24 protein-coding genes are annotated in these 21,737 nt (G+C 46.9%); 14 read left to right on the top strand and 10 right to left on the bottom strand.

The genetic code is table 11. The features are described 5' to 3' along the window. The first annotated feature begins 15 nt into the window (after positions 1-15). The 6 genes from PXY01_RS21335 to PXY01_RS21315 all read left to right on the top strand — a co-directional run bounded on the left by PXY01_RS21335 (position 16) and on the right by PXY01_RS21315 (position 3,233). On the top strand, positions 16-396 hold the full coding sequence (locus PXY01_RS21335) for a VOC family protein (RefSeq protein ID WP_127573068.1): 381 nt from the start codon (positions 16-18) through the stop codon (positions 394-396). Positions 397-587: 191 nt separating this feature from the next. Beyond that, a complete protein-coding gene (locus tag PXY01_RS21330) occupies positions 588-1,274 on the top strand; it encodes a sigma-70 family RNA polymerase sigma factor (protein WP_127573065.1) in 687 nt (228 codons plus the stop codon). Between the two features lie 298 nt (positions 1,275-1,572). Next, complete coding sequence (locus PXY01_RS21325; RefSeq protein ID WP_127573063.1) at positions 1,573-2,142, top strand: GNAT family N-acetyltransferase; 570 nt, start codon at positions 1,573-1,575, stop codon at positions 2,140-2,142. Between the two features lie 87 nt (positions 2,143-2,229). Beyond that, positions 2,230-2,466, top strand: a complete 237-nt coding sequence (locus tag PXY01_RS21320) for a hypothetical protein (RefSeq protein ID WP_127573061.1) — start codon at positions 2,230-2,232, stop codon at positions 2,464-2,466. Between the two features lie 104 nt (positions 2,467-2,570). Then, positions 2,571-2,729, top strand: a complete 159-nt coding sequence (locus PXY01_RS22480; protein ID WP_164744538.1) for a hypothetical protein — start codon at positions 2,571-2,573, stop codon at positions 2,727-2,729. Positions 2,730-2,813: 84 nt separating this feature from the next. Further along, entirely contained in the window at positions 2,814-3,233 is a 420-nt protein-coding gene (locus tag PXY01_RS21315; RefSeq protein ID WP_127573059.1) for a VOC family protein, read from the top strand. A 245-nt stretch (positions 3,234-3,478) separates the two neighbouring features. Here PXY01_RS21315 and PXY01_RS21310 read toward each other — a convergent pair whose 3' ends face one another. Both PXY01_RS21310 and PXY01_RS21305 read right to left on the bottom strand, forming a co-directional pair. Next, positions 3,479-4,822, bottom strand: a complete 1,344-nt coding sequence (locus PXY01_RS21310; RefSeq protein ID WP_127573057.1) for a GyrI-like domain-containing protein — start codon at positions 4,820-4,822, stop codon at positions 3,479-3,481. Between the two features lie 26 nt (positions 4,823-4,848). Continuing rightward, positions 4,849-5,802: an AraC family transcriptional regulator gene (locus PXY01_RS21305; protein WP_127573055.1), complete on the bottom strand. Its 954-nt coding sequence runs from the start codon at positions 5,800-5,802 to the stop codon at positions 4,849-4,851. A gap of 178 nt (positions 5,803-5,980) precedes the next feature. On the opposite strand from PXY01_RS21305, the gene PXY01_RS21300 reads away from it, so the two are divergent. From PXY01_RS21300 to PXY01_RS21290, 3 genes are all read left to right on the top strand, one after another. Then, positions 5,981-6,937: an RNA polymerase sigma factor gene (locus PXY01_RS21300; protein ID WP_127573053.1), complete on the top strand. Its 957-nt coding sequence runs from the start codon at positions 5,981-5,983 to the stop codon at positions 6,935-6,937. Between the two features lie 230 nt (positions 6,938-7,167). Next, on the top strand, positions 7,168-7,920 hold the full coding sequence (locus tag PXY01_RS21295) for a sigma-70 family RNA polymerase sigma factor (RefSeq protein ID WP_127573051.1): 753 nt from the start codon (positions 7,168-7,170) through the stop codon (positions 7,918-7,920). Positions 7,921-7,989: 69 nt separating this feature from the next. Beyond that, positions 7,990-8,403 carry a VOC family protein gene (locus tag PXY01_RS21290; RefSeq protein WP_127573049.1) on the top strand — a complete coding sequence of 138 codons (414 nt, stop codon included), beginning with the start codon at positions 7,990-7,992 and terminating at the stop codon, positions 8,401-8,403. Positions 8,404-8,516: 113 nt separating this feature from the next. On the opposite strand, the gene PXY01_RS21285 is transcribed toward PXY01_RS21290, so the two are convergent. The 6 genes from PXY01_RS21285 to PXY01_RS22660 all read right to left on the bottom strand — a co-directional run bounded on the left by PXY01_RS21285 (position 8,517) and on the right by PXY01_RS22660 (position 12,771). Beyond that, positions 8,517-8,801: a barstar family protein gene (locus PXY01_RS21285; protein WP_127573047.1), complete on the bottom strand. Its 285-nt coding sequence runs from the start codon at positions 8,799-8,801 to the stop codon at positions 8,517-8,519. After that, the gene (locus PXY01_RS21280) at positions 8,798-9,322 is read right to left on the bottom strand and encodes a ribonuclease domain-containing protein (protein ID WP_246028049.1); all 525 of its coding nucleotides are present in this window, start codon (positions 9,320-9,322) and stop codon (positions 8,798-8,800) included. Before PXY01_RS21280 ends, PXY01_RS21285 begins: the two co-directional genes overlap by 4 nt. Positions 9,323-9,572: 250 nt before the next feature. Then, positions 9,573-10,277 carry a methionine ABC transporter permease gene (locus tag PXY01_RS21275; RefSeq protein ID WP_127573045.1) on the bottom strand — a complete coding sequence of 235 codons (705 nt, stop codon included), beginning with the start codon at positions 10,275-10,277 and terminating at the stop codon, positions 9,573-9,575. Beyond that, positions 10,267-11,295, bottom strand: coding sequence for a methionine ABC transporter ATP-binding protein (locus tag PXY01_RS21270; protein WP_127573043.1), 1,029 nt, complete (start codon positions 11,293-11,295; stop codon positions 10,267-10,269). The genes PXY01_RS21275 and PXY01_RS21270 overlap by 11 nt, the downstream gene beginning before the upstream one ends. Before the next feature lie 21 nt (positions 11,296-11,316). Then, positions 11,317-12,156 (bottom strand): MetQ/NlpA family ABC transporter substrate-binding protein, encoded by an 840-nt coding sequence (locus PXY01_RS21265; RefSeq protein WP_127573041.1) that lies wholly within the window; start codon positions 12,154-12,156, stop codon positions 11,317-11,319. Positions 12,157-12,399: 243 nt separating this feature from the next. Further along, complete coding sequence (locus PXY01_RS22660; protein ID WP_218028242.1) at positions 12,400-12,771, bottom strand: hypothetical protein; 372 nt, start codon at positions 12,769-12,771, stop codon at positions 12,400-12,402. A 417-nt stretch (positions 12,772-13,188) separates the two neighbouring features. Here PXY01_RS22660 and PXY01_RS21255 point away from each other — a divergent pair, with 417 nt between their 5' ends. Both PXY01_RS21255 and PXY01_RS21250 read left to right on the top strand, forming a co-directional pair. After that, positions 13,189-14,010, top strand: coding sequence for a formate/nitrite transporter family protein (locus tag PXY01_RS21255; RefSeq protein ID WP_127573039.1), 822 nt, complete (start codon positions 13,189-13,191; stop codon positions 14,008-14,010). After that, complete coding sequence (locus PXY01_RS21250; RefSeq protein WP_127573037.1) at positions 14,003-14,917, top strand: L-lactate dehydrogenase; 915 nt, start codon at positions 14,003-14,005, stop codon at positions 14,915-14,917. The genes PXY01_RS21255 and PXY01_RS21250 overlap by 8 nt, the downstream gene beginning before the upstream one ends. A gap of 103 nt (positions 14,918-15,020) precedes the next feature. Here the strand turns inward: PXY01_RS21250 and PXY01_RS21245 are convergent, their stop codons facing one another. After that, entirely contained in the window at positions 15,021-16,847 is a 1,827-nt protein-coding gene (locus tag PXY01_RS21245) for a putative bifunctional diguanylate cyclase/phosphodiesterase (protein ID WP_127573035.1), read from the bottom strand. Positions 16,848-17,049: 202 nt separating this feature from the next. On the opposite strand from PXY01_RS21245, the gene PXY01_RS21240 reads away from it, so the two are divergent. From PXY01_RS21240 to PXY01_RS21230, 3 genes are all read left to right on the top strand, one after another. Beyond that, positions 17,050-17,721 carry a response regulator transcription factor gene (locus PXY01_RS21240; RefSeq protein WP_127573033.1) on the top strand — a complete coding sequence of 224 codons (672 nt, stop codon included), beginning with the start codon at positions 17,050-17,052 and terminating at the stop codon, positions 17,719-17,721. A 70-nt stretch (positions 17,722-17,791) separates the two neighbouring features. Next, positions 17,792-19,537, top strand: a complete 1,746-nt coding sequence (locus PXY01_RS21235; protein ID WP_127573031.1) for a DUF885 domain-containing protein — start codon at positions 17,792-17,794, stop codon at positions 19,535-19,537. 18 nt (positions 19,538-19,555) lie between these two features. Continuing rightward, positions 19,556-20,827 (top strand): sensor histidine kinase, encoded by a 1,272-nt coding sequence (locus tag PXY01_RS21230; RefSeq protein ID WP_127573029.1) that lies wholly within the window; start codon positions 19,556-19,558, stop codon positions 20,825-20,827. Positions 20,828-20,885: 58 nt separating this feature from the next. Here the strand turns inward: PXY01_RS21230 and PXY01_RS21225 are convergent, their stop codons facing one another. Then, positions 20,886-21,317, bottom strand: coding sequence for a TerB family tellurite resistance protein (locus PXY01_RS21225; RefSeq protein ID WP_127573027.1), 432 nt, complete (start codon positions 21,315-21,317; stop codon positions 20,886-20,888). Positions 21,318-21,737 lie beyond the last annotated feature (420 nt).

Below are 21,737 nucleotides of genomic sequence, written 5' to 3'. Positions count from 1 at the left end.
CAAGCAAACGAAGGGTTGAGGCCGATTAGCCCGATCAAGAACAGAGTCGGAAGTGTTTTCGTCCCGGTACGGGATATCGAGAAGTCGCGTAACTGGTATTGTCGGGTTCTAGGGCTAAATGAGTCTGATTGTGAGATTATAGCGGGTCACTTGTGCCCTCTGCCAATGGAAGGCACCGGCCTCATTCTGGATACGATGCCAATGTGGGGAGGCAAGGAGCCGGGCGGAGCGCCGTCTATCGAGACACCTGCATTCATGCTGATGACAGAGGACCTGCAAGGTTCGCTGGACCATATGAGAGAACTCGGTATCGAGCTTGTGACGGAGATTGAACATGACCATTGGTTCGTCGTGAAGGATCCGGACGGCAATAAATTAATGATTTGTGGTGAATAATACGCAAAAATCTGATGGACCGTGTGAATAAGCTCACCATTGCTCTGTATTTGTAATGCCGGGACCCGCAGCACCTACATGGTGAAGCATCCTGGCTCTTCGTGTGGGCATTGCAGGATTTTTCACTTCCAAATGGAATCAAGAAATTATAAGTTCAAGTTACCTTTGAGAGGAAGAGTGCGTCAACGTCTATGCTGGATTCCCTAAGAACGAAAGACTTGATCTACCGATATAGTCTGCGAATGACGAGTGATTCGTGGGAGGCCGAAGATTTAACGCAAGATGTGCTGCTGAAGGTTCATTGTGCTTTAAAGGCAGACCCGCTGCGTTCAATCTCGAAGGCATACCTGTTTCGCATGGTAAGTAACGCTTGGAAGGATAAGTGTAAGCGTATGAATGGCCAGCGGGTTACAACAGGTTATTCTGTCCCAGATCAGGCTGGACATGACGAGGAGCTCGCAACGAGAGAGTTACTGGAAGTGCTGGCCCATCGATTGTCTCCTCGGTCCTTGGTCATCCTCCTGCTACGAGATGTGTTCGATTTTACTGCTAGAGAGACGGCCAATTTTCTATCTTCAACTGAAGAGGCTGTTCAGGTTGCGCTAAGTCGTGCACGGCTAAGGCTGCGCAAAATTGCCTTGCAATCAACGTTGGAGGAGTCGAGTCACCGAATGAACAATCAGTACGAGAAGTGGGGGCCTCATGATTTTGATCGATTGGTCGATGCTTTTCGGAGGCGTGATCCTAAGGCGATATGTCGTGCATATGTAAAACTAGCGACACAGCAGATACGTATAAGCAGGCTGTTGTGGGTGAACGGTAAACTGGCATTTTACATGACGGACCCAGATGGTAACACGTTAATGGTAACGGGATAATTTTTTTTTTTTTGGAAGGATGTTTGGTTTTGGCGCGTGTAGTCGTTTATTAAGTATAGTGACTATACATGATATTGGAGGCAGAGAAGTGGGCGTACAAACATTAGGGTCGATTTTTGTGCGTGTAACGATTTAGAGAATTCAATTCCGTTCTACACCGCACTGGGGATGCATTGCCGTGGAATCATCATGTCATGTTCGATGTATGCGACCCAGATGGTCATATCATCAATATTATTGAGGCTACAGCGATTTGGGTCGGCCCTCGCAAGGGATGAGGAGAGTGAGGTGATAACTAATGAGAAAAGATATTATCATTCGTCCTGAGACGAAGAAGGACTACAAATATATTATCCCGTTAATATTGCGTTCCTTTTCAGAGGGTACTCAATATTCAGATGGCACCGATATATTGGCGTTGGTGGAGGAAATACGAGAATCGGAGAACTATATTCCCGAACTTTCTTTTGTAGCAGAGCTAGACGGCCGAATAGTCGGGCACTTCATGTTCTCGCATTTTCGGCTATCCAAGACCGCCGATTGTAATGGATTCTGCACCGATATAGGGGATATTGTGATGCTCGCTCCGGTCGCGGTACACGCTGATCATCTGCGGCAGGGAATCGGAACGGCAATGCTAAGAATGGGTATTGAGAAAGCAAAGGCAGCAGGCTACAAAGGCATCACAGTGGAGGGAAACTACGTCTATTATAACCGCTTTGGCTTTATGACTTCCTCGGAATTCGGCATCCTCCCAACGTCCGGATTTCCCCTGCAGGAGCCCCGATGTATGATGGTATTGGAGGCATATCCGGGGGCACTTCACGGCATCGGCGGATATGTCGTTTATCCGTATATCAATGCTTAAGAGCCTTAACCATATCTATAGTGCAAATACGTCGGGACGATTACTTCTCCTCCCGTTGCACCAACGAATGAAGAAGTTGCTGCGGGGTTGGCGCTAGTCCGAGAAAGCATTGATCGCGGTATCCCGGTTATGGCATGGGACTTGTTTGTCCCCAAATTCGGCGTCATCTATGGATACGACGACGATGTCCAGAAGCTGCGCTGCAAGGACGTCGTGAAGGATGACGATTTGCCATACACCAAATTGGGCCATGGGCAGATCGGTGAATTATTCGTTTTCGGCATTTCGTCAGCGATGCTAGGGAATATGCCGCAGAGTTCCTGAGAAGAGTCTCGGCAGAGTGGGAAGAAGCGCAGGCATTCGGAAGCGTACTTTCCGAGCTATCGCTTGCCGCATCGGAACATTATCAGAAAGCGGCTGATGCACTTGTGATCATGCGTGAAATGTTCCCGTTATGGCAGGGTGGAGAACCCAATAATCCGAAGCATGCGATGATTGCGATCTCGCTACTTGAGACTGCGCAAGATGAAGAAGGGCTCGGGGTTCAAAAGCTCGAGCAAATGCTGTCCGTATTGAAGGAAACGTAATATGCGGCCATTTAAAGGTCACAAGTGTTTGCATCCTTATGGGATGTAAACATAACCCATCAAGTAGATAAGGAGTTGTTAGTTATGGTACTTCAACGAGTCGGAGGAGTATTCATTCCAGTCACTAATCTAGAGAAGTCCATTGAGTGGTATTCCGCTACCTTCGATGTTGAGCAAGTGGACAATTGGGGCACCGGAGCCGGATTTAAGTTTAGGAAAGGTGAAGCCCTTCTTGCCCTCGTACAGGTAGATTCTCCACAGACTACCACGTTCTCCTTACCAGACGGCAGTCCGCATTGCTACTTTAACTTTGAAGTATCAGATATCGAGGAAGCGCATCGTGAACTGAAGGACAAAGGACGGATAGTTTCCGACATCGAGCACCATGGGAATATCATTGCGATCTTTGATGTAACTGATCCGGATGGCAACACGCTGAGCTTTGTAAGCGAGAAGGCAGATTCGCCTTACAAAGGCCACGCAACAGGTAAAACTGGCTGGTAGCCCAACCTCTGCTGGGCGCACGGAGGCGTGATTATGGGGTTACTAAAATGGAGCCATCCACAAGGGATGGCTCGTCTATCAATCCAACTATCCCAGAAACCGGCCAAGCTATCAATAAAATTTTGAATCACGTCAGCCAATATCAATCACCTCCACCGTAGCCACTGCTCCTGCAAATACCGCGTGCAAGCCTCAATAGAATCTGCGTCTCCGGTTACGCGAATCGTCAGCGTGTGATTAATTCATCAATAGCGATAAATATTGAATCGGTTTCCATCCGGATCGTAGAAGTGGAACCACGAGAAACCGTGAATAGGGGGATTGCCTGATATCTCAGAGACGGGGACACCGTTCTCACGCAGATAACGGTGATAGCTTTCAAACTTCCATTTGTCGTGCACGACACAATAGGGTCTAGCCGGCCCGTTAATTTGCCCGGTGTAAGCTCCTTCAGGCAACTGTTCTAACCACCATAACGATCGGCCATGATGATGCTCCATTCCAAGCTTCATCAGGGTCCATTGGTTATGGTTATCGGTTTGCACGATTTCCATGCCGACGAATTGCTGGTACCATTGACAAGCCTTCTCCATATTCGACACGCCAATACGAACCCAACCCGGGGTGAGTAAAGCGCCAGAGGTATCCTCTAACTCGGGCCAACCACATACGGTAAGGCGTGTCCCTTCCCATGCCCACAAATCAAAGTAGTAACGATCTCCCGGACCTAGGTATATTTCAGAAACGCGAATACCGCTGCTTGAGAAATGCTGATGTGTGCTGACAATATCTTTCGTGTTCCAACACCATCTAACAGAGGGATCCGGTCCTCCTCGGTCTGCATACAAATGGTGAAGCTTTTTATGGGTACGAACCGATTTTAGCCAAGTTCCGAAGGAGAGCTGCGTAATCTTTTCCTCCTCCGCGTCCTCGTCCTGCCTCCAATCGTAGGTAGGGTCCGCTGTCCAATTGAAGTGACGAGTATACCACTGAACGGCTTCTTCATGATGATCCCAAAGTACATCGATCTGTCCCCCATCGAAATTCAAAGATGGAACCGATGCAGGGAGCATGTCTTCTTGTTCTTTACGGAGAACAACGGGAAAACATAGATCAAGCTCAGAGCTTGGATTATCGACGCCTTGGAACTTATCCGTGTACAACTGATAATGAAAGGGGTACGACTCCTTGTAATCGGATTGGGGCAGCCAGCGTTTTAAGAAAAAATCGTAGGTGCTTTTGATGCTGGATATTTTCCCTTTATGGGTGACGACTGCAAGCTGCAGCTCGGGTATTTCCCGGACGACCATGGATTCAGGAATGAGCTCGTCTTCTCGTATTTCAACCCCTCCGAATACGGTATAGGGCATAGAAGGTTCAAAATCTTCAGGGAAAAATGAAAATAAGTAGATCGGTCTATCAGGATCTATGCTCTGAGCTCGCCACTGATACATATCCCATGTTAATTTACCGGCTGTTTTCCGTTTATGGTCTTCGGCGAATGTTGTGCTAATCTGCATCCCTAGTAGTTTCAAGGGAGGTGCAGTCGTAAGAATAACTTCCGGCGTTTTTCTTGTGCTGAGTGCCATTGAAGTCAGTCCTTTCAAATCGGGATTTAAATAAGCAGCGGAATACAATAGTCGACAAATGGAGGGAATCCGGGTTGAAAAGCATGGGCGGAACCGAATATCTCAAGGCAGGGCCGGTCACTTAAGGAATAACCGCTGGTTGGCAGCCATTCTTGATAGAATGCGTCAAGGACGGCTTTTTTGTCATCAGGGTTGTTCATCAATCTTAGTACTGCATATGAACCACCAGGTATAAGGGTTGTTGGCACTTCATGATCTAGCCAATCCATTGGTATTGTGATACATGCATCGTACCGCCATTGCAAGAGATCCTCATTGATGGTGGTTCCATAATGGATCTTTCCTATGAACAGATTCTGAAAGGAGCGGGGGCTGCTGCCACTCATTGTACGGTTGATTTGTTGAAAAGCTTGAATCATGCTGCTTTGAAAGTGAGTCGCATCGCTTCCTAATAAAGGGTGAAAAATGGCTCGGTATTGTGGCAGCGATTTAATGGTCACTCTCAAGGTTCTTTCTTCTCTTATTGCGGAGCGGCCGTCTCCTTGAATCTCATTGTAATAATTTACGTTAAAATATCTCTCGGAAATTTTGCGGTTCATTATACAAATCTTGCGATTCTGAGTGAATCCCTCACGAGCTTGAGTTGCTGTTTGACCGTAGTAAGCCTTAAACTTCCTCGAAAGATCGTTAAGGGATGAGAACCCAGTAAGCTCGGCGATTTCGGTTAAAGAGAGGTGAGGGTAGAATTTTAGGTAATGGGTTACTTTTTGCAATCTATAGTTTGCTATGTATTCATTCAGGTTTACGCCTATTACCGATTTAAACAATCGGTGAAAATGAAAAGGCGAGTAGGAAACCATCGCTGCAAGTTCATTCAGCTGGTGTTTTTTATGAATGTTATTTTCCACATATTGTAACACTTGAAAGATCGTAAATTGTTGATTCTGCGAGATTGTAAAGCTCTTATTAAGTTTACGCATCTATACCTCCGAGTGTTTATCTTGAGGTATAATTCCATCATTAGGGATATATTTCCTTCCGAGTAATCCAAATCGTATTATCCGTGTACAAGTCAGAGAGAAAATTTTTTACTTTTTGGTGATCCGTTTAGTCTCTATTTCTCGTTAATGTAAATAAGAAACGACGAGGGGGAAATAAATGCCTACCAATGAACTGGAGCAGTTGGAGCATTCCACTAGGGAATTACAGCGCAAATTTAATGATGTCATAGCACCAGATCGCGAAGCCTTATGGCGCTACTGTATGCTGTTGACCAAGTCACCATGGGACGCAGAGGATCTCATGCAAGAAACACTATTGAAAGCGTACGCTTCTCTTGCTCAGTTATTCCAACCTATATATCCTAAGCCCTATCTTTTTCGAATCGCCAGTAATACGTGGATAGACCAGTGCAGAAAGAGAAGCCCGGTGCAAGTTTCATTAGATAACGAGGAAATGATCGGGACGGGGAATTTGCGCTCTGAGGAAGTAATCGAAGCCATGGAGTTTCTATTGGATACTTTGCAGCCCCGTCAAGTGGTTATTGTTCTTCTCGTAGATGTGTTCGATTTTACAATTAAAGAAACAGCAAGTCTATTATCCACAACTACTGCCACTGTAAAATCAGCGCTTCAACGTGCAAGACAGCATCTTCGGTCGGCAAATGCTCGTTCCGTATTGCAAGATGAGCACCTACATGATGACACGAAAATCCGCCATGCATTGTTAGACCAATTCATCGAGTATTACAATCGACGGGATGTCAACGGGCTATGCAGCCTAATGGACGAGAACATCACCGAAGAGGATGGCTCCGTTTTCCGCGTATACGGAAGAGATCAAATGGTAAAATCCTGTTTGGCAGATTGGCAGAAGGAGCCCCGCGTTCTTGAATCAAGGCGCCAAACCTTATGGGGTAAAGACGTCGTTGTCGTACTGCACCTCTATGAAGGGAGTGCGTATTTACATAGCATTATGCGCTTAAGTGTAGAAGACGAGAAAATCGTTAAGTGGCAGGATTATTATTTTTCGAAAGAACTGCTTGAACAAGCATCTAGAGAGCTTCAGGTCCCACTAGATCGCGAGAAGAATTTGTTCGGGAATTCAAATTCATGAATTGTCTTTAAGACTAGCCAATTTCGAATACATCACCATTGGGGCTGTTCGCCCTGGTGATGTATTTTTTTTGCCCCGAAGTCAACACGGAGTTGACATGCAACACCTGAATATATCCAGAACCAGCCAGGGTAATTCTTTTGATCATTTAAAGGGATTAATTGGATTCTGTCGAAAATAGTAAATAACTTTTGGTTAAGCCTACTACCGATAATCATTGGAGGCATCCCGTGCACGATGAGTTCTTCTTACAGGTGGAGTCCTATCTTCCTGCTTTAAAATATCATTGTCTCAAGCTTACGAATAATGAGTGGGATGCTGAGGATCTCATGCAGGAAGTACTGGCGAAGCTTTACCGCTCACTTCAGCAAGCTCCCGACCGGGAGATAAGTAAAGCTTATGTGCGACAAATAGCTGCTACCACTTGGATTGATTATACTCGTTCCAAACAAGCCAAGATATCGGCTGCGGCATTCGATGAGTTACTGCATCAACCGACATTGACGCCTATAAGTGAGATAGCCGTTCGGGAAATGTTTGAACAGTTGGCTGATCGATTGAACGTTCGGCAAATGGTGCTGATTCTATTGGTCGATATTTTTCAATTTACTGCATTGGAAACCGCACAGCTTATCCATTCTACACAAGGTGCAGTAAAAGAAGGTTTAAAGAGAGCTAGACAGCGGCTTATTACATTGGCAGCCGAGTTGAGAGATCACAAAGAGGATGCCCCCGTAAATGATAGACAGAGAAGACGCCGAGATGCAGAGAATGAAGCGACTTTGCAATCGCTGAGTAAGGAGATGTTCGAGCAATTTCTGGCGGCGTTCCGAGCAGGAGATGTGACAGCCATCTGTCATAGCTATTTGTTATTAGCGAGAAATGGAGTTCGTGTTGAGAAAGTTACGGCGACGGGCACGCGAGTCTTTTTTACTTTTCGTGATCCTAATGGTCATCTTCTCGGTTTTGTTCAACAATTATAAAGTGCCCGTTTCTTTTCGCGCAATCTCTTCGTTAATAGGGATGAAATATATTATGGAGGAGATGTCACGATGGCGGTTGTCACAACGAATTATGCCGTAATCAAAGTACCGGTTAAGGATCTAGAAGCCTCTGTTCGTTGGTATCAGGACGTTATAGGAATTCCGTTCGGCTTTGACTTTACACCTGGCGATAACGAGGCTTGGTTAGACGTTGGGGGAGTAGGACTAGGCTTGATTCGTTGTCCTGACGTTCCCAAATTAGAGTTTAGAGGGATTGATGGACGGATTCATCCGATTATTCAGTTTCAAGTACAAGACATTCATTCTGTCTATGAGGAAATAAAGGGCAAGGGAATCGAAGTGAGTGAGATGTACTATTTGCCAAGCGGTGGTTACAGCTTCGAGCTTCGAGATCCAGATGGGCACCTGACTAGCTTATGGGGCGGATGGCCATCGGCTGAGGATGAGGCTGCGAATACTTAATGAAATTGGAGCAGCATTCGTAATAATCTGGCAGTATGCATCAATCTAAAAAACCTTAGCGGACCGAGAGCTTGACTGGTCTGCTAAGGTTTTAGTTTTGCATAGAACGCCGTTTAACTTTCTGCTCGTTGCCCGGACACATACTCAAATGTGATCTGATCATATTGGTCCGAGGCTTCTTGAAAAATATCAATTACAGCTTGATAGCGCTCGACGTGCTCGGAGTCTGCTATCCATCTAATCTTTAAGGGCAAGGGAAGGTGACCCGTGACGCAGTCCCATAGTGCATCGAGGTTATGACCGTACCATTCAGGCAAGGTCAGCTCATCCTTCAGCCATTCGTGGATATTCTCATACTGATCCGCCTTCGACTGCCTCAGCTCAATGACTCGGCTCATTCAGGGACACTGCCTTCCTCCGTAATATTCGTAAAGGTCTTATAATGATCGGTCGTCATGTAGATCAATCCATCATTGGAATAGAGAATTCGGTCTGCGCCGCGAGGCCCCTTCTTATAATTGATGTCGGCTTCGTACCAAATGCGATTCTTGGACTTCGGCAACAGCCCTTCCCGATTCCCGAAGCGATCACCGCCAATGCTTTTGCCAGGGGCTACCTCATTCAGATTCCCTTTAGAAGCCACCCAGCCGAGCTGCTCGGCCTCTTTCTTCGTAATGAAGTTATCCGGAAGCGTACGGTGTTGCCGAATATAATCGGATACGTCCTTAAAGCTGGTTAATGGGGCTTGAGACTCCTGCTTAGCTATGGAGCTCTCTGTAGAAGGGGCCGGATTAGCAGCAGGGGTTGGATCATCGCTTACGATCCCGCAGCCCGCCAGTACAAGCGCTAAGCTGAACAGCGTGCCAACCAGCCATGAGTGCGACCGTCGACCTAATTGCGACATAAGAAAGCTTAACATGAAATCCCCTCAATTCTATGGTTGAATATAATATTATATAACCTACAATAAGAGCATTCTGCTACGTCTAACGATATTGAGGTGAATATAATTATAAACTAATTAACACGGATATCCACTTTTTAAATTAGGAAAAATATTCCTGGTCAACTCGAGCTTCAGAAGGAAAGAAAGGCCAGAGCCCCGTCTAGGGACTCTGGCCTGTGCAATAAGTTTGCTCTCGCAAATCTGCCAATGACGACTTGTGCTATTATCGTTTGCGTAACCGTTTGGCGATGGTTTCCCCTAAAGTCTGAACCACTTGAACGATGACAATGAGGAAAATAACGCACGTGACCATGACCGCAGGCTCCCAGCGCTGGTATCCGAAACGAATCGCAACGTCTCCCAATCCGCCCGCGCCGATGACGCCGGCCATAGCCGAAGCGCCAATCAGACCGATCGTCGCAATCGTTAATCCCAAAATCAACCCCGGCAGAGCTTCCTTCAATAGAACTCGGAAAATAATCTGATTGCGGGTAGCCCCCATCGCCTGAAAGGCTTCTATGACGCCTTTGTCCACTTCCAGCAGCGCCGATTCCACCAGCCGCGCGATATAAGGCGCTGTGTAGAACACTAATGGAACAATTGCGCCTTTTACTCCAATCGTGGTCCCGGCAATGAATTTCGTAAGCGGGATAATCGCCACCATCAAGATGATGAAAGGTAAGGAGCGCAAAATATTAATGACCACATTCAGAATTTGATAGACAATCCGATTCTTATAAATATGATTCGGCCGGGTAACGACTAGCACGGTGCCCAATAGCATTCCGATCACGGTAGAAATAGCTAGCCCATAGCCAACCATATAAAAGGTCTCCAGCGTCGCTTGCCAATATAAATCGCCGTACTCCGTAAAGCTGTCTATAAACTCTTGGAGAAAGCCCGTTTCTTCCGTTTTGTTAGCCGGCATGTTCGATTACCTCGATCCGAAGTTGCTGCTTAGCTAGATAGGCGATTCCAGCCTCAATCGATGACTCATCCCCGGCCACTCTCACGATGAGCGTGCCGAAGGTCGTCTCTTTCACCTGCGTGATGTTTCCGTATAAAATGCTGGGCAGCAGCTTAAACTCGGTTACTAAATTCGCGAGAATCGGCTCGCTGGCATTGTCCCCGATAAAAGAAATTTGCAGCAGCTTGCCTGGTAATTTCTCGTCCCGAATTTGGTGCAGCAACCGCTCCGGCAATTGGACGTCAAAGATGCTCTTAATAAAGCTTCGGGTGATCGGCTTCTGCGGATTGGAGAAGACATCCAACACGCGGCCCTGCTCCACAATTTCTCCGTTCTCCATAATTGCTACCCTATCGCATATCTTTTTGATGACATGCATTTCGTGGGTAATGAGTGCAATCGTAATGTTATATTTGCGGTTAATCTCGAGCAGCAGATCCAGGATAGAGTCCGTCGTCTGCGGGTCTAAAGCCGACGTCGCCTCATCGCACAACAAAATTTCAGGGTCGCTGGCGAGCGCGCGCGCGATGGCAACACGCTGCTTCTGTCCGCCGGACAGTTGGGAGGGGAAGACGTTCTCCTTATCCTTCAGATCTACAAGCTCTAGCAGCTCCCTTACCTTTTTCTTAATTTCCTGTCTCGGCGTTTTAATTAAGCGTAATGGAGCAGCTATATTCTCAAATACAGTACTGGAGGATAATAGATTAAAATTTTGAAAAATCATGCCGATCTTTCGGCGAACGGCCCGGAGCTGTGATTCGTTTAAGCTCCCCAGCTCGACTCCGTTAATCCGAATCTTGCCTTCTGTAGGCTTCTCCAGATAATTCACGCAGCGGATCAAGGTGCTTTTCCCCGCGCCGCTATATCCGATGACACCTACGATTTCGCCCTTCTTGATGTGCAGGGAAGCATTCTTCACGGCTTCAATTTTACGCTTATCTTGATGATATACCTTCGAAACATTGTCTAGTTCGATCATAAGGGCTCACCTGCTTTATTCTTACCAAGCGACAACCATCGAATCGGCGAACTTCTCGGTTACGTATTGTTTTACTTCGTCGGATTGGTACGCTTTAATCAGCTTTTGGAATACCGGCTTATCCTGCTCCCCTTCGCGAACTGCAATAATGTTCACCCATGGGGAATCATTGGGCTCTCTATAGATTGCGTCCTTGGAAGGGACAAGCCCATTCTCCAGCGCAAAGTTCGTATTAATGACCGCAGCCGTCAAATCGCCCAGCGCCTTCGGAATAAACGCCGCGTCGAGCTCCTTGAATTTCAGGTTTTTCGGGTTGTCCACGATATCGCGAACGGTGGCTGTGATGCCTACGCCCTCTTTCAGCTTGATCAAGCCCGCGCTTTCGAACAAAATCAGGGATCTTGCGCCATTCGTCGGGTCGTTCGGCAGCCCGAGCACATCTCCTTCTTTCAGCTCGGACAGGCTCTTAATTTTCTCGGAATAAACGCCAATCGGATAGTTAATCGTATCCGCGAGCTTTACAATGTGCGTGCCGTTAGCGGCATTGAATTCATCGAGATAAGGAACATGCTGGAACGCATTCGCATCGATCTCGCCGCTTTCTAACACTTTATTAGGTTGAACGTAGTCACTGAACGTCACCAGTTCAATGTCTAAACCATCCTTCGCTGCAACCTCTACGGCGACCCTCCAGACTTCTTCTTCAGTGCCAGCCATGACGCCAACCTTGAGCTTCTCTCTTTGCTCTTCAGTCTGTGCTCCATTTGCCTCTGTTGTTGTTTTCTTGTCGTTTGCTCCGCAGCTCGTAACGACTAACGCAAGGATGAGGACGAACAAAATAGATAGATAGGACTTGTTCATACAGATCACTCCCTTTGAGTTAATTTATCTCTTATCCCGATAGGATTAGTATGAATATGAATATAATACCTGCTGTTCGTTTGGTCAAGAAAATTTTGAGAGATGAAGATAATTCTGTATTGTTTTGAGGTGGATTGTCTTGTTTCGTATCTGTTGGAGGGCATAGGAAGGGTAAGGGTTATCTTACACTTATTATTTTATGAAGGAAATTAAGGTAATATGTGGTGTATTAATGGTGCTTAATCATTGAATAATTACAAGTGAGGGAATAGCATGAGTATGAATCTGCATACAAAACATGATGTAATGGAGCACAATTTCTTCGACTAGATTTCCATTCTTGGAGCTGACTACATTCGAGACGCTGCCGCCATGCTCGAACAAGTACCGAATATACTCAACCTCCGCCAGAAAATCCTCCCGGTTCCTGTCGTGTAAGAAGGCAATACGAATAATTTTGGCGCCAGCGCCTTCCTTGTCACAGTTATAAGCCAGATTTCGCCCTCCATGAGGAGGGATCTGCTTAATTTCATAGCCTTCCAGCTCATATATCTCCGATATTAATGGGAGCAAAGCTTCATTGGCAATTCTGACAACTTCGTTATATGTGTTCATAACTCTCTCCTTTAATTACGGAGAGCTAGATTATCGTCACTCTCCGTCTGTTGTGATTTTTCCAGATTATTTGCATCGCAGCTCATCCTTTATCTATGAATTATCTATGCAGGGCCGGAGAAGTTATACGGTATTGTACCTTGCATAGAACAAATACCGCCGCTTAATGAAGCGACGTGATTTGTTGCATATATAATATCTTGAAATAGTATACATAGCAATTAAAACATAAATTGGTTGATATTAGGACATGAGCTCTAAACGAAGTTTATCGGTTTATTAAAGTCTGTGATAATTATCACAGCTAGATCCTCACAAATTCATTACTATTTGAATAACCGATGAGCAAAAGTGCAAGGAGATTGGTCACTCAATCGGATTTTCACCCCCATATTATTGATTCAGAGGTGAATAATAATGGAAGTTGCCGCACTTGAGAAGGTGGAACAGCTTGCATTGAAGAAGCACAAGGTGTTCAAGCAAAGCCGGCTTCGGTATATCGCGCGTTCGGCGTTAGCGAGTATGTTCATCGGGTTTGGCGTTATCGTAGCATTCAAGACGGGCAGCTTCTTCTATGCAGAGCATTCTCCGTTAACGTATCCGATGGCGGCAATTACGTTCGGGGCAGCCATTATCCTTATCTCCTACGGGGGAGGGGACTTGTTCACTGGCGATACCTTCTACTATACTTACGCTGCACTGAGGCGGAAGATGCAATGGAATGCCGTGTCGAAGCTATGGCTGTATACATACATCGGCAACGTTATTGGAGCAGCCTTCTTCGCGTTTATGATCTTTACGACAGGGTTGTTCGCCGATTCGTCTGTTAACGGGTTTTTACTCAGTGTCGTGGAGAAGAAGATGAATTTGCCAATGGTCGAGCTGTTCTTTCGGGCCGTTCTCTGTAACTGGCTTGTCTGTCTTGCCTTCTTCATCCCCTTGTTTCTCAAGGGAGACGGTGCGAAGATGTTTGCGATGATGCTGTTCGTGTTCTGCTTCTTCATCTCCGGCTACGAGCACAGTATAGCCAACATGTGCACCTTCGCGATCGCGCTGGTGCTGCATCATCCCGGGACGATATCGATGGGCGGCGTATTCCATAACCTCATTCCGGTGACGTTGGGTAATATGATCGGCGGCGGGCTGCTGATGGGGTTCATGTACTACTACGTGAACAAACCATATCTTGATGAACTCGATTTAACGAATAAAATGTCGGAGGGCGATTTGAATGAGTAAAACGAAAATTGTCGTAATTGGAGTAGGCGCTGTCGGCGCGACGACAGCCTATACGCTTCTGCTTAGGGAGCGGGCGGACGAGCTGGTGCTTATTGACGCGAACAAAGAGAAGGCGAAGGGCGACGCCATCGATATGAACCACGGATTTCCTTTCCTTGGAAGAACGAAGGTATGGGCGGGCGATTATGAGGATTGCCGCGATGCCAACATTATTATCATTACGGCTGGCGCTGCCCAGAAGCCGGGCGAGACGAGAGTCGATCTGTTGAAAAGAAACGTAGCTATCTTCGACAGCATCATAACCGAGGTGCTCAAATACAATCAGGACGGCATTCTTCTCATTGCAACTAACCCGGTTGACATCATGAGCTATTTCACGCTTCGCAAATCGCAATGGCCTGTTAATCGGGTCGTCGGCTCGGGTACGCTGCTTGACAGCGCACGCTTCCGTTATTTGATCGGCGAAGAGCTGGGCATCGACTCGCGCAGTGTGCATGCCCATATTATCGGCGAGCATGGCGACTCCGAGCTTCCGGTATGGAGCCTGGCCAATGTTGCTGGAACACGCATTCGGTTCGACGAAGAGACGAAGGAAAGAATTTTCACGAACACAAGAGATGCGGCTTACGAGATCATTTCGGCTAAGGGGGCTACCTACTACGCGATTGCCCTTGCGCTCGACCGGATCTGCACGGCGATACTCCGCGACGAAGGCGCGGTGCTGAATGTGTCGACGCTGCTTCAGGATTATCACGGAATATCGGATGTCTATCTGGGCGTCCCTTGCGTCGTGGACCGTACAGGCGTTCGTGAGGTGCTCCAGCTGGAAATTTCGGATGCAGAGCGTAAGAAGCTTCATCAATCGGCACAGAAGCTGAAGGGGCTCATCGAGTCCATCGAAGTATAAGGATAAATAAGAAAGAGCCTGATGGGACTTTAGCTGGCCCTGTCAGGCTGATTGGAATAAGCGTTTAAGGATTGGGTTGTCGGAATGCTCCGACAACCTTTTTTTATTCCATGCGTTCCTTGCTAATCGAAGGCTCGGATTGGCACATGAGCTGCCATACCTCTTCTGGAGGCGCAGGACGTTGATAATAATGACCTTGGCCAAGCTTACAACCGTATTGCTGAAGGATAGCGATTTCCTCTTCATGCTCGATGCCTTCGCAGACCACCTCAAGATTCATGCTGTGACCGATGTCGATAATCAGCTTAACGATTGAAGCAGACGAAGCATCGGCGGTTAATTCTTGTGTGAACGATCGGTCGATCTTCAACAGATCAACGGGGAGGTGGCGCAGTACGCTCAGAGAGGAGTATCCCGTGCCGAAGTCATCGATTGATATTTTTACCCCGAGATTTTTGAGCTCATGGAGTATCGCAATGGACTGAGTCAAGTTTTGCATTAAACTCTCCGTAACCTCTAACTCTAGCAGGGCCGGATCGAAGTCGGTTGCGCTCAGAATTCGTGAGACGGAATCGGTTAGATCGGGTGACTTGAACTGGCGAATGGAGACATTGACGGCCAGCATCAGTTCGGGGCTTCCGGCAAGCTGCCAGCTTTTCACTTGTCGGCAAGCTTCCTCCAGGACCCATTCGCCAAGCTCAACAATAACCCCCGTCCGTTCAGCAATCGGTATAAATACCCCCGGCGATATTAGCCCTAGCTCGGGGTGTCTCCAGCGGAGCAGCGCCTCTACCCCTCGTATTTTTCCTGACCTAAGCTCCACCAACGGCTGATAGTGGATCGTAAATTCCTTGTTGTTCAGAGCGCCGCGAAGATCGTTTTCCAGCTTTATTTGATACAGCAGCTCTGTGCTCATGGAGGCGGAGAAGAACCGAAACCCGTTTTTCTCGCTTGTTTTGACATCGTACATAGCCTCGTCCGAGTATTGAATCAGTGTCTCGACATCGCGCGCATCCTCAGGGTATAGGCTTATACCGATACTAAGCGTAGAATAAATCGAATTATGATGGATTTGAAAGGGTGCCTGAAAAGAGTGAATCAGCCGTTTGGCCAATGCCTCTATATCCTCTCGTCGCTTGTATGGATACAGCAGAATAAACTCATCTCCTGCATAACGTGAGATGAAGCAGGAATCACCGACAATGCTGTGGAGACGGGTAGCGACATCTTTCAGCATCAGATCTCCTGAGTTGTGGCCCATCATATCGTTCGTATTTTTAAAATTGTCTAGGTCAAGGAACATGACGGCCAATTGCGTCCCGTTGGCTAATTCGTGAGCCAGCTGCTGCTTCAGTCGTTCGCGGTTGGGCAGCTGAGTGAGTGAATCGTAGTACGCCATATGCTCCAGCTTGCCGAGCGCCGTCTGAAGCTGCTTATTCAGCTCCTCATTAACTTTGTTTTCTTTTCTCAAGCCTCGGAAATAGAATGCCAGCAGACAATAAAGGAAGCAATTCACTCCGGCACCGATCGTTATCGTGCTGATCAGCTCCGTCTGCACTTCAGGCGAATAAGATGGCGTGTAATAGATATAATAGCCTGCGGCTACTATAGTAGGTAGCGGAGATGGCAGCAGGAACGCCAAATAGATCAGCGATAAGTACAAGACGCTGACCAGCCTATCGAAGGTTAATTCCGGCAGCGCGCAGAAAAAAGCGATGAATGCAGCAGTAGCGAGCACGTACTTGGCCGGGATTGACCTGATGAAAATAGAGACGAAGGCTAGCATAGCGAAGCTGAGGGCGAAAACGAGTCCGCGCGTGCTGTGAACGGATCGCAACATATTCGAGGAAAGAGAGGTTGCAGCCAGCACGGTGATAATAAGAGGCGTTTTTTGTATTAGGTGTTGTGCAATACTTTGAATCGATTTCATCGATCGGCACCTCTTTATCGTTAATAGTTGATGGCATAATGTTACAATACTCTACATGTTAATAGTACCCCCTTCCTTACTAGATTCGTTCTTATGGTGTCAAAAATAGTAGAAAGGGGCGGAGTAGAATACATCGTCATGGACAATGACCTCCCTTGGCGGTGAGGGGCATTTAATTCAGGAAATCTGGGGGCGGACATTGGTGAAGCTGTTGATCGTAGAGGACGATCTTGCGATAGCGTATACGGTTGCAAGGGTAATGCGCGATGAGGGCTACGAGGTCGTGGAGTGCCATAACGGTGAAGACGGATTGTACTTTGCGCTTCATGGTCAGTTCGATCTCATTATTTTAGATATTATGCTGCCTAAGCTGGATGGATTTGAATTTATTCAAGAGATTAGAAGCCAGGGAATTGAGGTGCCGATCCTGTGTCTGACGGCTAAAGATGGATTGGGCGACCGGGTGAAGGGACTGTCGATTGGAGCGGACGATTATGTGTTGAAGCCGTTCGAGATTCCGGAATTGATCGTCAGAGTGAAAGTGCTGCTACGCCGGTCAGGCAAGATGAATCAAGAGGAGCAGCTTCAATGCGGCCCAATTACAATTCGGATCAGAAGCCGAATCGTAACGGTTAAGGGCGAGGAGCTGTTTTTAACAGAAAAAGAATATGAGCTGCTTGAGTATTTGCTTATGTATAAGGAGCAGATCTTGACGAAGGATCAGATCTATAACCGGATTTGGGGGCTCGATTCGGAGGCGGGGATCGGTATCGTCGAGCTGTATATTCATTATCTTCGGAAGAAGCTGTCCGCATGGGGGGCTGATTCAATGGTTCAAACGGTAAGAGGCTTGGGCTACAGACTTACCCTGTAGGTGATCTTCTAAGGAAATTCAAAGCTTCATCCCTTATCTTCTTTTTATACTATAGATAGGGGGAGCATACATGGGTCTTGTTAGACTAAAGTTCAGAAACATGAAGGTGTTAGCTCTACTGGCGATAGCGGCGGTGTTGCTGGCTGCTGGCGGTTTACTATGGAAGACCTCGCACAAGGCAGACCATTTCGAAGCTATTATGCAAGAGATTGTGGTGGCCACGCTGAAGGATGACCCCGAGACACAGCTATATTACGGCGTTGAGGAAGCATATGGGGTTCGAAGGGACCCTACTAAGCTTTCCGATTATTCGGACGCCTATTATCAGCGAGTGAGTCGGGAAACGAATCAAATTATCCAGAAGCTGAATGAGTATGATACGTCTAAGCTTTCTCCGGAAGATAAGCTTACCTATGATATCGTGAAGTGGAACTTAGATGCATCGCAGCAAATGTATGAGCATTGGGAATTGAATATGACTGACTACTATTCCCTTACGAATTTCCCTCCCTATTTCGCGAATAATTATCCGATTGGCAGTCAAGCGGATGCCGAAAATTACATTGCGGCGTTGAACGGGTTTCCGGATAAGGTTGCACATATTATAGATCGAATTCGCGAAGGGCAGAAGAAAGGGTTCGTCCCCGCTTCTGAGTTTCTAAGCGAGATGCAAACCAGCTATAAGAAATTGCGGGATATGAGACCGGAAGAAACGTTATTGTACATTTTGTATGAGGAGAAACTAGCAAAGTTGCAGTTGGATCCATCCGAAGCAGAGAGGTTGAAAAAAGAGCTGCTGCGAACCTTAGCTGATCGCGTACTGGCTTCTTACGGCAGCATTGCCGATGTGATCGACAATGAGCTTATGGAGCAAGCATCTGTGGGCAAGGGGGTATGGAGTCAGCCGGGCGGCAGCGAGTACTATTCTGCTAGGCTTAAACTTGCTACGAGTACGGATCTTAGTGCTCAGGAGGTTCACGATATCGCAAGACGTAATGTGGATCAGCTGGTGAAGGAGATTATTAGCCAAGCTCCAGACCATGCACAGGAGACTGCCGCTGCAAACCGCCTGCTGGGGGGAGACGAACTACTGCAAGCGTTTAAGGGCAGTGTGACGACAGCGAATGCCTATTTGTCTCATTGGTTTGAAGAAGGGCTTATCCCGGACAATCCGGTGGATGTACGGGTGTATTCGGCTCTGTTCGCTTCGGCAGGCGGACTCTATATCCCTATATCTATAGACGGTGATAGGAGCGGAAGATTCATCATTCCGCTTGATAATCCAATCACAGAGGGGCAAGCAAAGCTTATTACGATGCATGAGGGCGTTCCGGGGCATCACTTACAACTTGCTATTCAATATGGCCATTCGACCCTTCCGTTAGTCCGCAAAATAAATTCATTTTCCGGGTTCGTAGAAGGCTGGGCGGTCTATGTGGAGAACTTAAGTATGGAGGAAGGCTTGCTTGATTGGAGCTCGGTACAAAATCGTTTACTTGCTGTGAACATCGCTACCGTGTTAGATACGGGCATCCATGGGCTGAAATGGACAAGAGAACAAGCGAATGATTATTTGACAAGCGTTCTCGGAGCCAGTAATAATGCATTAATTGACGCTGTCATTGCTTATCCAGGTCTTCATACGAGTTATGCTATCGGGTATGACCGTTTTCATTCTCTACGCGAGAAAGCGGAGAATGAGCTTCAGGACCGTTTCGATCTGAAAGCTTTTCATTCCGTTCTTCTACAAGACGGAAGTATGCCATTTCCAATATTGGAGCAGCAGGTGAACCGATACATCGAATCTGCTAGATAAAAGGAGAGTGCCTCCGGCATGATTAAGCGTACGCTAGTGCAGCTGACGATATGGAACAGCGTTCTCGTATTCGGCGTGCTCGTCGTGCTGGGGGGAGCGTTATACGGGCTGGCGCATTATAAGATTTATTCCGACATTGACCGTCAGCTAGTGTTCAATATTGACCACATGCAGCAAGTCTCCTTGAGTACAGGAGAGCAGGTTATTTATATTGACTCGAAAGCACCAGAACGCTTCATTCTAAATTATTACTGGGATTCTAACGGGGTCATGCTGGGACGGGTTTATTATAAGGAGCCATTTATTTCGATGAGCTCGATGCTTCGGGACAAACAAAACCGCATGGTTCCCGAGTCGATTTATTATGGAGGGAAAACCTATCGGTTCGTAAGCAGGCCCTATCAGGGAAACCTGCCGGAAATTGAGAAGCAGTTTAATGCCCGCGTGCAAACCGTTCAGATGATTACGGAAATTTCGGCCGAGGAATATTATTTGAATCGGTTGTTATGGAGTATTGGGATTGGAATTTGCATTGGTGCTTTATTGTCGGTCATCGCGGGCTATGCATCGGCAAGGCGAGCACTTATTCCCATTCAGAGGGTCTGGGACAAGCAGCAGCAATTTATCGCCGACGCCTCTCACGAGCTCCGAAGTCCGCTTTCCGTCGTCCAAGGGCAAACGCAAATCCTGCTCCGCCATCCCGATCGTACGATCGAGGAGGAGAGCGTTCCAATCTCGGTTATTCTGAAGGAAACCAAAAGAATGATTAACATGGTAAACGGGCTGCTTCTGTTAGCAAGAGGCGATTCGCATGAGGAGGTCATCTCGTGCAGACCAGTGCGGGTTGACGGGATTATACACGAGATTGCAAACAATATAGAGCCGATAGTGGAGTACAAGAAGCTGGAGCTGCAGATTCATGTTGAAGGCGCGGAATTACTCATTAATGGTGATGAGAGTCGGCTCATACAGTTATTTATGATTTTATTGGACAATGCGATTAAATTTACGCAGGAGTACGGACAAATTGGGCTCGTGTGCATGAGGCAAGGGAAATCGGTACTGGTTATCGTTAAGGATAATGGAGCAGGTATTCCAAAGCGTGAGCTGCCTCTTGTGTTTAATCGCTTTTATAAGGGCGATTTCGCAAGAAGCAGAGGAGAGCATGGAGCGGGCTTAGGGCTATCGATCGCACGCTGGATCGTTGACCAGCATCAAGGCTCAATCAGCGTGAGCAGCGATGTAGGGCGTGGTACGACGGTTACGATTCGATTGCCGGCAATCGGATGAATTAATACGAATACAGAGCAAGGCGAGGGATGCCATTGCTCTGTTTTTTTGTGCGGACTTATTCATTTGAACGTTTACTTAGAGTTTCAGTCTCCGGGATGTTCAAAATCAATCGCATGCCCTCAATTTTCAGCTTGTCCATTCGAACTACCCAATCTCTAAATGCCTCGTATTTCTCGTCGGAGATGCCGAACTGCCGCTTCATCTCCATTATGAGCTCCTTCTCTGCGTCATTGTAATCGCCGTCGGCATAGCTGAGCAGCAAAATTTCTGCCAAAAAAATTTGTTGAACGTGCTCATCCTGCACACAGCCGAGAATCTCCGCAAGGGAATGCGATGTCTTAGCTAATGGTAGATCAAGCTCTGCGGCGATCATACGCAGCCCGTCTCTCTCCTTTAAGTTAACGAAGCCATCGGCATTCACTGCGATATTAGCAAGCTCGAGGAAGGCTTCCTTATGCTCTTTCTGTTGCAATAAGTGTAGAAACACGCTGTCAGCTCCCTAGGTTATAATTGTCGATTGAGTTTAGTTTCGACACGGGCTGCTGTTTTCCTATCATTAATATATTCAAATATGCAGGCTAGCCTTTATATTTGTGTCAGAAGCTATAATCGTTCTTCATGGCATGGTTGGCGGTTATTCAGAACATCTTTATAATTGGTTAAATTTGTTGTTTGCTTTCTGGTGAAGATATGTGTTAAGATCGTTCTTGTCGCCGCAACGGCGGCCGATAACGACAAAGTTAAACACTAGAAGGAATAAGAAAGTGTTTGACAATCGAAATCGAAGCGTGATATACTATAGTTCCTGTCGCAAAAGGACAAGCTGTGAAAGATTTGTTCCTTGAAAACTGAACAATGAGCGATATGTTTTGATAGCTAGTAACGAAATGAGTCACAAACTACTTTT

This window comes from Paenibacillus xylaniclasticus (assembly GCF_004001065.1).
GTDB classification, from domain to species: domain Bacteria; phylum Bacillota; class Bacilli; order Paenibacillales; family Paenibacillaceae; genus Paenibacillus_T; species Paenibacillus_T xylaniclasticus.
Note: the sequence above shows the minus strand (reverse complement) of the source record. Positions and strands in the feature narration are given on the sequence as shown.